The sequence below is a fragment of the Erythrobacter sp. EC-HK427 genome (assembly GCF_902498745.1).
In the GTDB taxonomy this organism is placed as follows: domain Bacteria; phylum Pseudomonadota; class Alphaproteobacteria; order Sphingomonadales; family Sphingomonadaceae; genus Alteraurantiacibacter.
In genome coordinates this window covers 874,492-887,023 of sequence record NZ_LR701479.1, presented here as the reverse complement: position 1 = coordinate 887,023, position 12,532 = coordinate 874,492, and the positions used below count along the sequence as shown (strand labels likewise).

The following is a 12,532-nucleotide window of genomic DNA, read 5'->3' as shown; positions in this document are numbered from 1 at the left end:
AGGCGGGATACTCGGTCAAACTGGCACTCTTCCTGTTGCGGGGCGGCTGGAAAACGCGCCTCGAAACCGGTTTCATCGGCAACGAAACGCGAATCAACAGCCCTTTGCTGCACGAAAATGTCGCGAAGCGTCCTCATGGCGACAGGAAAAGCCAATTGCAAGTTTTGGTGCGCCGCACAAGAGGCGCATAAGTATGTGTAAGCGTGATGCCGGGCGGGCGGGCTTACTTGCCCATCCGCTGCAGGTTCATCAGAGCCTCGCGCAGCGCGCGCTCGTTATCGTCGTTCGAAGCGGCCGCGTTGGGCGCGGGCGCAGCAAACGCTCCGCCAGTGTGCTCGCCTACTGCGGGCGGCGGGGTGAGGCCGAGCGAACCGGTGCGGCGCTGCTGGTTGGGGAACACCACGGCGGGCTCTGCCGTATCGGGCTCGGGCTCGTTGATGCGCACGAAGTCTTCGGCATTGGCCTTGAACGGATTGTGCGCGGCGACGGCGGAGTAATCGGCGTCGCGATTGCTTTCGGCGCGGGCAGCGGGAACAACCGAAGGCGGCGGCATGTCAAAGGCCGGGCGCGGCGAGAAGGCCAGCGGTTCGCTTTCAACCGGATCGACGGCCATTGGAGCAGGCGCAGGCTTGGCCGCAATCGGCAGCTGGAACGAGGCTGCAAGGCTGGCCACTTCGTCCTCTTCCTCGAACTCCTCGGCAAAGGATTCATTGGCCTTTGCCGCAAAGCCGGTGAACGGGGCATAGGCTTCGCCTGCTACCGGAGCGGGGGACGTGGGGTGCTGTTGATCTTCTGCAATGGGGGCATCTGCGACCGGCTGGAAGACTTGCTTCGGAGCAGCGAAGGGGCGCGGATCATCTGCGCTCTCTTCTGCTTCTGCTGCAACGCTTGGCATCGTGCTGGCAGCCCGCTTGCCGAAATAGGCGGCCATCGCTTCTGCGGCTTCATCGGGCGCGGCGGGGTCAAATTCCTCCGCCAGCATCGCCTCGCCAGGCATTTCGGAGTGTGCGTCGGTGTGCGGCGCGGGCGCGACTGCCTTGGCGGCGAAGCCTTGAGCCGCGCGCTGCGCACTCCACTCGCGGTGCTTTTCGAGCGTGCTGCCCAGCTTCTGCACCAGTTGCACAAGACCTGCACCGCTTTCGCCCTGCGCGCCCTCGGCAAGCGAGCCCGCAGGTGCGTCGAAGGGCTTGGCCGCCAAAGGATCGGCATGGGTGGTGTCTTGGGTGAAGGGCTTGTCTGACACAGTGTCCTCGCTGAGAATTGGGCAGGTATCGGGAACGCTGGAGTCTTCCGGCGCTTCGATCTGGAATGTGGGTGTCGCCGCCTTGGGCGATTCGAACAGGCGCGGGGTGGCGGGTTTGAGGAATCCCGGGCCGGGAACTGCCTGCGGAGCGTCAAACGGCTGCGCATCCTTGCGGGTGAGCGAGGGCGGCGAGAACGGGAGCGGTTCGGCCAGCGTCGGTTCCTCGGCCACGCTGACAAGGTCTAGCGGAGCCGCGTCCGCGCCTGCCATTTCGGCTTCGCGCGGTTCGGCGTCGGGCATGAATTCCTGTCGCGGCACGGCAAAATCCTGCGCCGGCAGATCGGCATATGCCTCGGGTTCGACTTCCTCGAACAGTTCGAGCGCATCGTCCGCCTGCATCACAGCGCCGCCAAGGCCGCCCCAGAGGCCGGTCTGTTCGCCCGGCAGCGGTGCAGCATTGAGCAGCTCGCTAGGGCCCTCATCTTCGACCATCGCCAGCGCGCGGCGGCGACCGGCGGGGATAATCGCCTCGCGCATGGGCGGGAGATCGTCTTCGTCCTCCGCAATCCCGTCTTCCGCGATTTCTTCGGCGGCGTTGAAGGCACGGCGGCCGGTGTCTTCGCGGCGGAACGCCCCGACAGTGCCGCTTTTCCCGCTCATCCGGCGGGCGGCGTAAAGGCCAAGGCCGGCACCGCAAACCGTAGCGACGAGCGCGATCAGCGCGCGCGCGGTAAAGCCCAGCGGCGGCGCGGCGGCTGTCACCATGCTGGAAATGCCGGTGGCGGTCAGGATTGTTTCATACAGGCGTACAGGCAGGATCAGACTGCCGATCCCCAACAGGGCGGCAAACCACAATGCCACAACGGCAGGGAATGCTGGATGCGCGCTGACCGGCGGCTTGCCGCGGCCGCGCGGGGTGGATGTATTGTCCATAGGCATGGTCGCCACGCTAAATTCCTGTCCTGCGCCGTGCGCGCCTTGGCCCGAACGTGTCAGGCCGCAGCGGATATCCGGCGGTTCACATTTCTGCCTAACAGGGTTTGGTAAACGACCTGATAACGCTGAACATTGGCGTGCCAGTCATGCTGTTCTTTCACATGCGCCTTACCGCGTTCGCGGATGGCATCCCATTCGCCGCGCCGGTCGAGCAGATCGGCGAGTGTCGCTGCGCAGGCGCCCGGATCATCGGGCGCGAACAGCACACCGGTCTGTCCGTGGGTCACCAGTTCGCGGTGCCCGCCAACATTGCTGGCGGCGACGATTTTCATCTGCGCCATCGCTTCCAAGGGCTTCAATGGTGTCACCAAATCAGTGAGGCGGCTGGCCTTGCGCGGATAAGCCATAATGTCGGTCAGCGCATAATACCGCTCCACTTCGTGATGCGGCACGCGGCCGGTAAAGCGGATGGCGTGCGCGGCGGGCGAGGCTTCGGCTTGCGCTTTCAGGCTATCGCCCATCGGCCCGCCGCCCACCAGCAACAGCCGCGCATCGGGATGGCGTTCAATGAGCAGCGGCATGGCGGCGATCAGATCGTCCAGCCCTTCGTAATCGTAGAAGCTGCCGATAAAGCCGATCACCGGCCCGCTGCCAATGCCGAGTTCCTCGGCCAGCGCCTCGTCGCGCGCTGTAGGATTGCCGAACATGGTGAGATCGACGCCATTGGGCATGATCCCGATCTTGTCGGGCGCAACGCCGCGTTTGACGAGATCGTCCTTCAGCCCCTGGCAAATCGTCATCACATGGTCGGCCCCTGCCACCGCCATATTTTCCAACTGGCGGGTGAGGCGGTATTTGAGCGAGCCTTCGGTCCCGGTGAGATTGCCCACCGCCGCATCTTCCCAGAAGGCGCGGATTTCGTAGACGACGGGAATGCCCAGCCGCTTGCCCGCGCGCACCGCGGCCAAGCCGTCCAAAGCAGGCGAGTGGGCGTGGAGGATATCGGGCCGCCATTCCTGTGCCAGCGCCACAATCGCGTCGGTCAGCGCGCCGATTTCGCGCCATTCCTTGATGCCCGCAGGCCCTTCGGCCTTGCCCGGCGTGCGGTGGAAGGTGAAGCCGTCCACTTTCTGCACCGGCGGGCCGGGTTCCGAATGCCGCAAGCCGGTAATCCCGCGCACCTCCCAGCCGAGCGCCTGCTGCGCGGTCAGGATCGCGCGGGTGCGGAAGGTGTAGCCGCTATGCAGTGGCAGCGAATGATCAAGAACGTGCAAAATCCGGGTCATGGCGGACGCATTAACCCGGTTGTGCTTAACGGGCCGTCAAGAGCTTTGGCCTAAAGCGGCCCTTACAAAGCTCTGCGGATGAACAACCCCACGTGATCGATCTGTTTGCCATCGGACTGTCGCACGGCCTGATTCTGGTCGCCATGTGGCGCATCATTTTCCGGCCTGAACTGGATGATGAAAGCATGGCAGCAGACAAGCCGGTGAAGCCGTGGCTGAAGAACCGCCAGCCCCAGCAAGAACCGCAGGAGCCGCGCGCCGATGCGTGATATCGTCCTCTTCATCTTCATCGCGCTGGTGCTGGCGATGGGCTTCAAGCGGCCCTTCCTTTGGGTGCTGCTGTATATCTATGTCGATATCGTCTCGCCGCAGATGATCGGCTGGGGCTTTATCCGCAGCCTGCAACTCTCGCTTGTCGCCTTCGTGGCCGCCTTTGTCGGCTATGTCGTGCTCGATACCAAAGAGAACAGCCGCTTCACCATCACCCAGGCGCTGATGGTCGCGCTGCTCGCGTGGTGCGGCTACACGACGCTGGGCGCGGTTTTCCAGGAATTCGCGTGGCAGAAATGGGACTGGGTGTGGAAGAGCATCTTCTTCGCCGCTTTCCTCCCGCTTACCCTGCGCACAAGGTTGCGGCTGGAAGCGGCGCTGGTGGTGTTCGTGCTGTCGATCGGGGCGAATGCGATCAGCGGCGGTTTGAAAACTGTCCTTGGCGGGGGTGGCTATGGCCAGCTGGTGCTGCTGGTGAATGTCGATGCGGGCCTTTACGAAGGCTCGATCATGTCGACTGCGGCGATTGCCAGCATCCCGCTGATCCTCTTCCTCGCCCGACGCGGATCGATTTTCCCTCCGCACTGGACGGTCTGGGTGTTTTCCGCCGCGCTGATTTTTGCCTGTATGCTGATTCCCATTGGCACCGGCGCGCGCACCGGCCTGATTTGCATCGCGGTGTTCGGGGTGCTGCTGATGCGGCAGGTGAAATACCGCTTCCTGATTGCAGGCCTCGGCGCGGTCGCCGTGGTCGCCGCAACGCCCTTCCTGCCGCAGGAATATAAGGAGCGGATGGAGACGATCACCGGTTTCCGCTCGGACGAAAGCGCGTCTACCCGCATCGAGGTGTGGAAATGGACGTATCACTACGTGCTCGCCAACCCAACCGGCGGCGGGTTTGACGCCTATCGCGGCAACAGCTTTACGTACGAGATTCCCGATGTCGAGGGCGAGGGCAACAACCGCCGCGTGACTTACCGCGAAATCACCGATCAGGCGCGCGCCTACCACTCGTCCTATTTCGAAGTGTTGGGTGAACAGGGCTGGCTCGGCCTGTTCCTGTGGCTGTCCTTGCAAGGCCTCGGCCTGTACCAGATGGAGCGCATCCGCTGGCGCGAGGGCAAGAAGCGGCCGGATCGGGACATTTTCATGTTCGATCTCGCCACTGCCTTGCAGCACGCGCAGATCATCTTCTTGGTCGGCGCGCTGTTTGTCGGCATCGCCTTCCAGTCCTTCGTGTTCATCCTGCTGGCGTTCCAGGCGGCGCTGTGGAGCCAGTGGCGGCAGAAGCGGCGCGGGTTCGAGCCTTCGCCGGTGGCCGCGAAACTGGCGGCAACCCGGCGCGCCGCAACCGCCTGACCGCGCGCCTCTCGACAAAGGCGGGGCGGCGTAGGATAAGCGGGCGCGATGGATGGTGTCGCTGCTCTCGGAGTCATGGAAATTCTCGGCATTGCCGCCAGCGCCAGCCTGCTGGCGGGGTGGCGGCTCTATCTCGTCATTCTGGCGACGGGGCTTGCCATGCGCAGCGGCGTGGTGCCGCTGCCCGATCATCTCGAATCGCTGCAAGTGCTCGCCAATCCGTGGGTGCTGGGCATCGCCGGTTTCGGCGCGGCGGCGGAGTTTTTTGCCGACAAAGTGCCGTGGCTCGATAGCGCGTGGGACACGGTGCACACGCTGGTGCGGCCCGTGGGCGGGGCGCTGCTGGCGCTGGCGATTGTCGATCCGGGCGATCCGGCGATGCAGGTCGTCGCGTTCTTGCTCGGCGGCGGCGGCGCATTGCTGGCGCATGGCGGCAAAGCGGGTGCACGAGCAGCGATCAACACCTCACCCGAGCCCGTCTCGAATATCGTCGCCTCCACAGCCGAGGACGTGGCGACCGTGGGCTTGCTATGGGTCGTTTACGAATACCCTTGGGCAGCAGCAGGTGTGGCGGCGTTGTTGCTGGTGCTGGCGATCGGGTTGATCGTTGCGCTCCGACGACTGCTGAAGCGATTATTGGGGAAGCGTAAGCCCGAAATGGAAGCCTAGTGGGAGTGTCCGAATTGTCTTCTTGCGAGCCTGCATCCGCAGGCTCGTCCTCGCTAGACGCGCTCCGCTTCGCTACGCGCCCGCTGCGGGCGGGCAGTCGCCCTAGGTCGTGCGCTGGTCGCGCCCGAGATCAGTGCTTCTCTATCTGACTAGAGCTGGAATCGGCGCCGCAGGCGACGACAGCCCGCGACTGCGGGCCGGCCGGTAGGCCGAAAGCCAAGTGAGCGGATGCGAACGCCGGCGCTTGAGGCCTAACAAAGGGTCCCGGCGGAGCGAATAGCACCGAGGACGAGGGCGCGGATGCGCCCTCGAAAATCAAGAATTGGCCACAATCCATTCTTCCACCACCGGCGCTATCTTATTGCGCCATTTGCTGCCGTTGAAGATCCCGTAATGCCCGCAATCCTTGGCGAGGTAATAGCGCTTCTTCGCTTCCGGCAGATGCGGGGCGAGATCGAGCGCGGCGCGGGTCTGGCCGATGCCGGAAATATCGTCCAGCTCGCCTTCGATGGCGAGCAGCGCCGTGTCGCGGATCGCATCGGGATCAATCGCCTTGCCGCGATGGACGAATTCGCCCTTGGGCAGCGAATGTTCCTGAAACACGTGCACGATGGTTTGCAGGTAGAATTCCTCCGTCATGTCGCAGACGCTCAGATATTCGTCGTAAAACAACTTGGTGCGATCGGCGCTGTCCTGATCGCCCATCGTCATGTGTTTGAACATTTCGTAGTGGCTCATCATGTGATCGGCGAGATTCATGCTGAGAAAACCGGCGAGTTGCAGGAAGCCGGGATAAACCTTGCGGCCCGCGCCGGGATAATTGAACGGTACGGTGGCGATCACATTGTTCTGGAACCAGCTCAGCGGCTTCTCCATCGCCAGATCGTTGACACTGGTGGGGCTGGCGCGGGTATCGATCGGGCCGCCCATCATGGTGAGCGATTTGGGGCGGCATTTGTCCTTGGCGGCGGCCATCACGGCCGTGGCAGCAAAGGCGGGCACCGAGGGCTGGCAAACCGCCAGCATATGCGTATCGGGCCCGATAAACCGCATAAATTCGATCAGATAGTCGATGTAGTCATCAAGATCGAAATGGCCCGCTGACAAAGGCACCATCCGCGCATCGGCCCAGTCGGTGATCCACACCTGCTGGTTTTGCACCAGACGCTGCACAGTGCCGCGCAGCAGCGTGGCGAAGTGGCCGCTCATCGGCGCGACGATCAGCAGTTTGGGCGCATCGGCGGGCAGATCATCGCGCACAAAGCGGCGCAGACTGCCGAAGGGCTTCTCCAGCACCACGGTTTCGGTGATAGCCTTGTCCGCGCCATCGACGGTCACCGGCTGGATATCGAACACGGGCTTGCCGCGGTCTTCATACAGATGGGCGAACAGCTTGAGCGCGCTGGCGGCGGCGGGCCCCATGCCGAAATAGCCCATCGGCAGCGCCGGATTGTCGAGCAGCTCTGCGCCGACACTGGCCCATTGGCTGGCTGAACTCAGCCACGCCTTTTGCATTTCATAAGCGGAATACAGCAAAAATCGCGTCCCCTGCGGATCGTATGGGTTGCGGGCCGGATCTGTCCGTTAGCGCCGCGATAGGAGGCGATATGCCTCTTTTCGTTTCATGTTGCAACGCGGCAAAAGGATGAGACGCGGCTTGCTGTGGCAAAGCGGGGCAATGGCCCATTGCAGTGCTTCAATATTCGCGCGGCTTGGGCTAGGGGACGCCGCGATGGATGACGTTCTTGAAATCGATAAGGTCGAGCCCGCCAAGTCGCTCGGCCCCTTGCGGATGATCTGGCGTGCAGCGGCGCGCTATCCGGTGCAAATCGCACTGGCGGCAATTGCGCTGCTGATCACGGCGGTGATTATCTCCTGGGCTTTGCCCAATGCGCTGAAATTCATCATCGACCGGGGCTTTGCCGATTCGGGCGAAGGCAGCGGGGATATCGGCCGCTGGTTCCGTTATCTGCTGCTGCTGGTGGGCGTGCTGGGCATGGGCACTGCGCTGCGCTTCTATTTCGTCAGCTGGATCGGCGAGCGGGTGGTCGCGGATATCCGCCGCGAGGTTTACGAGAACTTGCTGCGCCTTTCGCCGAGCTTTTTCGAAGAGAACAGTCCCAAAGAAATCTCCAGCCGGATGGTGGCGGACACCGCGATTATCGAACAGGTTGTCGGCACGACGGTTTCGGTCGCCTTGCGCAATTCGATCATGGCGGTGCTGGGGACGGGCTACCTGTTCTGGCAGGCACCGCAACTGGCGGTGTGGCTGCTGGCGGGGATTCCGCTGGTGATTATCCCGATCACGATTTTCGGCCGCCGCCTGCGCAATGTCAGCCGCGATAGCCAGGACAATGTCGCCTCCGTCGGCGGCATCACCACCGAAATGCTGTCGGCGATGAAAATCGTGCAAGGTTTCAATCAGGAAGCGCGCGAGGCCGGGCGGTTTGCCGAAGCGGTCGAAAAGACCTTTGCCGTCGCCAAAGTGCGCATTCTGATCCGCGCGGTGATGACCGCGCTGATTATCACGCTGATATTCGGCGCGATCACGGTGCTGATGTGGCGCGGTGCCACGATGGTGAGCGAAGGGCTGATATCGGGGGGCACGATTGCCGCCTTCATCTTTGCCGGGGCGATCACGGCGGGCGCATTCGGCGCCCTGACCGAAGTCTATGGCGATTTGCTGCGCGGGGCGGGCGCGGCGAGTCGGCTCAACGAATTGCTCAACGAACAGCCGGTGATTGCGCCGCCTGCCCGCCCGCAGGCGCTGCCCGTTCCGCCGCGCGGTGCGCTGGCCTTTTCGGGCGTTACATTCCGCTATCCCACGCGGCCGGGCGACACCGCGCTCGACGATTTCACGCTTGCGGTGGAGCCGGGCGAGACGGTGGCGATTGTCGGGCCTTCGGGCGCGGGCAAATCGACCATTTTCCAGCTGGCCGAGCGGTTTTATGATCCGCAAGCGGGCACTATCAAGCTCGACGGCGTGCCCTTCACCCAGGCTGATCCTGCCGAAATCCGCCGCCGCATGGCGCTAGTGCCGCAAGAAGGCATCCTGTTCGCCGCCAATGCGCGCGACAATCTGCGCTATGGCGCGTGGGATGCAAGCGAGGACGCTATCTGGGAGGCAGCGCGCGCGGCCAATGCGGAGCAATTCCTGCGCGACTTGCCCGAAGGGCTCGACACTTTCCTTGGCGAAGGCGGGGCGCGGCTTTCGGGCGGACAGCGCCAGCGCGTAGCGATTGCCCGCGCGCTGTTGCGCGATGCGCCGATCCTGCTGCTGGACGAGGCCACCAGTGCACTCGATGCGGAAAGCGAACGGCTGGTGCAGGATGCGCTCGAAAAGCTGATGGCCAACCGCACCACGCTGGTGATCGCCCATAGGCTGGCCACCGTGCGCGCGGCAGACCGGATCGTGGTGCTGGAAAACGGCCGGATCGTCGAACAGGGCAACCATGCCAGCCTGTCGGCGGCGGGCGGCCTTTATGCGCGGCTTGCCGCCTTGCAGTTTGACGAAGTGGCAGCGGCCTGACGCTTTCTCGCCCATGCCGTGTGTCGACAGGAGTCGGTATTTGGTCGATTGACGAATGTCACATCTGTAACTTCTTCTTGGCGTGACGCGCCTTCGTGTTATCGCTTATGCCAACCGTTTCATCGTAGAGGACTGCCATATGATCCGCACTTTGCTCGTCACATCCGTTTCGGCGCTAGGCATGGCGATTGCCATGCCCGCCGCAGCGCAGGAACAGGCGCCTTCGGGCCCCACCATGGACTTTGGCGAATGGGGTGTGGGCCTCGACTATATCGACGCCGATTTGCAGCCCGGTGACGATTTCAACGCCTATGCCAACGGCATCTGGATCGAGACCAACGAGATCCCGGCTGACCGCCAGCGTTACGGCGCGTTTGATATGCTGCGCGAACAGTCGGTGGTCGATGTGCAGCGGCTGATGGCCGATCTGGTTGCGTCGAACCCCGCCGAAGGCACCACCGAGCGCCGGATAGTCGACGCTTACAACGCCTATCTCGATGTCGAAGCAATCGATGCCCGCGGCCTCGCACCCGCCTATCCCTATCTGGAGCGGATTTTCAGCGCGCCCGATCTGCAAGCGCTTGTGCGCTTGATGGAAGAGCCGGGCTATCCCAGCCTCGTGTCGGCAGGCGTCGGCATCGATGCGCGCAACCCGACCGAATATGCCGTTTCGATCGGCTTTGACGGCACCGGGCTGCCCGACCGCGACTATTATCTGGTCGATTCGGAAAGCAATCTGGCGATCCGCGAAGCCTATATGGGTTATCTCGCGACGATGCTGGAAGCAGCGGGCTACCCCGATCCGGCGGGCGCGGCCGAGGCGGTCTACGCCTTTGAGCATGAAGTCGCCGAGATCGAGTGGGCGCGGCAGATGTTCCGCATCCCGCAGCTCACTTACAACGTGCTGAGCCGCGAAGAGCTGGATACGATGGCGGGTGATTTCCCCATCGGCGCTCTGCTTGAAGCCGGGCGCTTCGCCGATCAAGACCGCTTCCTTGCCAGCCAGCTGCCGCCGACCGACGAGGAAATCGCGGCTTTGGGGCTGACCGAAGAACAGCTCGCGCTGATCGGTGGCGGCTTGCCCGCGATGATGGAGCTGCTGACCGAAACTCCGCTGCCGACCATCCAGGCCTATATGGCCGTGCGCTTCCTGTCCGGGAACGCATCGGTGCTGTCGAGCGCGCTCGACGAGGCGAATTTCGATTTCTACGGCCGCACGATTGGCGGGGCTGAAGAGCAGGAAGCGCGCTGGAAGCGGGCGATCGGCACGGTTGAAGGGATGCTCGGCGAGCAGCTTGGCGCGCTTTATGTCGAACGCTATTTCCCGCCCGAAGCCAAGGCGCAGATGGACGAGCTGGTGGCCAATCTGTCGCGCGCCATGTCCATGTCGCTCGACGAAAACGAGTGGATGACCGCCGAAACGCTCACCGAAGCGCGCAACAAGTTGAACGGCTTTGTGCCGATGATCGGCTACCCGGACGAATTCGAAACCTATGACGGGCTGACCGTGACCGCAGGCGATCCGCTGGCCAATGCCATGAGCGCGGCGCGCTGGCGCAATGAAGACAATTACGCGCGGCTCGGCACGCAGGTCGATCCCAGCGAATGGGGGATGCTGCCGCAGACGGTGAACGCCTATTACTCGGCGCTGACCAACCGCATCGTCTTCCCCGCCGCGATCCTGCAACCGCCCTTCTTCAACATGGATGCCGATCCGGCGGTGAATTACGGCGGCATTGGCGCAGTCATTGGTCACGAAATCGGCCATGGCTATGACGACCAGGGCTCGCAATTCGACGCGACCGGCACGCTGCGCAACTGGTGGCAGGAAGAAGACCGCGCCGGGTTCGAGGATTTCACCCGCCAGATGGGCGAATTGATCGAGGCCTATTGCCCCGTGAACAGCGCGGAAGGCCCGGTATGCCTGCGCGCCCGCCAGTCGATGGGTGAAACGCTGGGCGATGTGGTCGGCCTGCAAATGGCCTACCGCGCCTACCGCCTGTCGCTGAACGGCCAAGAGCCGCCGGTGATCGACGGCCTTACCGGCGACCAGCGGTTCTTCCTCGGCTACGCGCAGATCTGGCGCGGGATGGAGCGCGAGGAATCCCTGCGCAACCGCGTGATGACCGCCAACCACCCGCCGGGCGAATTCCGCCTGAACAATGCGGTGCGCCACACCGATGCCTGGTACGAAGCCTTCGGTGTGACCGAGGAGCACGATCTGTATCTGCCGCCGGAAGAGCGTATCCGTATCTGGTAAACGCGTTTGCGGAATTGCATTTGCGACGGGGGCGAGGCTTGACTTCGCCCCCGTTTGCGTATGTTGGCACGCCAGCATTCGGGCGCATTTCCGCACCGACCAACCGGACACCGTGCAGTCTATGACCTTTCTCCAATTGCTGCTGATTGCCGTCGTGCAGGGGATCACCGAGTTCCTCCCGATCTCCTCGTCGGGCCACTTGATCCTGATCCCCTATCTCACCGATTTTCCCGATCAGGGGCCGCTGATCGACGTGGCGGTGCACGTGGGTTCGCTTCTGGCGATCATGGCGTATTTCTTCAAGGATGTGGTGTCCTTGGCGCGCGGCGGCTTTGCCAGCGTGGGCATCGGGCAGGCTCCGGCAGAGCGCAAACTGTTCTGGTGGATCGTGCTGGGCACAATCCCCGCCGTCGTGTTCGGCCTGTCGATCAAGCTGGGCGTCTTCAACGGGCTGGTGAGCAGCGTCTTCGGTATCACCATCACCGATGGCGATCTGATGGCCTCGATCCGCTTTACCGATCTCATCGCCTTCAACCTTATCTTCTACGGCATCCTGCTGGGCCTCGCTGACCATTTCGGGCGCGAGGTGAAGAAGTTCGAAGACATGACCTGGCGTGACGGATTGATTGTCGGCCTGGCGCAGGCGCTGGCGATTGTTCCGGGGACGAGCCGTTCGGGCGTCACCATGACGGCGGCGCGGGTGCTGGGTTACAGCCGCTTCGAATCGGCACGCTTTTCCTTCCTCCTGTCGATCCCTGCCGTGGCGGGCGCCGGCGTGCTGATCGTGCCGGAGATTTTCGAAGCGGGCGGGGATCTGGCGGTGGAAGCGCTGATCGCGGGCGTGCTGACCTTTATCGCTGCCTTTGCCACCATGGCCTTCCTGATGAACTTCCTCAAGAAAGCCAGTATGCTGGTCTTCGTGCTTTACCGCATCGCGATGGGTGTGGCGCTGCTTTCGTTCTTCTAGGCCGCGCACCTTT

Annotated in this window: 9 protein-coding genes; 6 read left to right on the top strand and 3 right to left on the bottom strand. The window is 63.2% G+C overall.

Annotated features, from left to right (window positions below):
- Positions 1–223 precede the first annotated feature (223 nt).
- Positions 224–2,191, bottom strand: a complete 1,968-nt coding sequence (locus tag GC121_RS04210) for a hypothetical protein (RefSeq protein ID WP_151972906.1) — start codon at positions 2,189–2,191, stop codon at positions 224–226.
- Between the two features lie 44 nt (positions 2,192–2,235).
- On the bottom strand, positions 2,236–3,465 hold the full coding sequence (locus tag GC121_RS04205; RefSeq protein WP_151972905.1) for a TIGR04063 family PEP-CTERM/XrtA system glycosyltransferase: 1,230 nt from the start codon (positions 3,463–3,465) through the stop codon (positions 2,236–2,238).
- A 92-nt stretch (positions 3,466–3,557) separates the two neighbouring features.
- Between GC121_RS04205 and GC121_RS15220 the strand changes: the two genes are divergently transcribed.
- From GC121_RS15220 to GC121_RS04195, 3 genes are read left to right on the top strand one after another with little or no spacing between them, the layout of a single operon-like run.
- Positions 3,558–3,734: a hypothetical protein gene (locus GC121_RS15220; protein WP_199857942.1), complete on the top strand. Its 177-nt coding sequence runs from the start codon at positions 3,558–3,560 to the stop codon at positions 3,732–3,734.
- Entirely contained in the window at positions 3,727–5,094 is a 1,368-nt protein-coding gene (locus tag GC121_RS04200; RefSeq protein WP_151972904.1) for a putative O-glycosylation ligase, exosortase A system-associated, read from the top strand. Before GC121_RS15220 ends, GC121_RS04200 begins: the two co-directional genes overlap by 8 nt.
- A 48-nt stretch (positions 5,095–5,142) precedes the next feature.
- Positions 5,143–5,763, top strand: coding sequence for a DUF4126 domain-containing protein (locus GC121_RS04195; protein ID WP_151972903.1), 621 nt, complete (start codon positions 5,143–5,145; stop codon positions 5,761–5,763).
- Positions 5,764–6,078: 315 nt separating this feature from the next.
- Here GC121_RS04195 and GC121_RS04190 read toward each other — a convergent pair whose 3' ends face one another.
- Positions 6,079–7,299 carry a polyhydroxyalkanoate depolymerase gene (locus GC121_RS04190; protein ID WP_151972902.1) on the bottom strand — a complete coding sequence of 407 codons (1,221 nt, stop codon included), beginning with the start codon at positions 7,297–7,299 and terminating at the stop codon, positions 6,079–6,081.
- Positions 7,300–7,495: 196 nt separating this feature from the next.
- On the opposite strand from GC121_RS04190, the gene GC121_RS04185 reads away from it, so the two are divergent.
- The 3 genes from GC121_RS04185 (at position 7,496) to GC121_RS04175 (ending at position 12,519) form a co-directional block, all read left to right on the top strand.
- Complete coding sequence (locus tag GC121_RS04185) at positions 7,496–9,292, top strand: ABC transporter transmembrane domain-containing protein (protein WP_151972901.1); 1,797 nt, start codon at positions 7,496–7,498, stop codon at positions 9,290–9,292.
- An 82-nt stretch (positions 9,293–9,374) separates the two neighbouring features.
- Positions 9,375–11,552 (top strand): M13 family metallopeptidase, encoded by a 2,178-nt coding sequence (locus tag GC121_RS04180; RefSeq protein ID WP_234421107.1) that lies wholly within the window; start codon positions 9,375–9,377, stop codon positions 11,550–11,552.
- Positions 11,553–11,673: 121 nt separating this feature from the next.
- Positions 11,674–12,519 carry an undecaprenyl-diphosphate phosphatase gene (locus tag GC121_RS04175; RefSeq protein ID WP_151972900.1) on the top strand — a complete coding sequence of 282 codons (846 nt, stop codon included), beginning with the start codon at positions 11,674–11,676 and terminating at the stop codon, positions 12,517–12,519.
- Positions 12,520–12,532 lie beyond the last annotated feature (13 nt).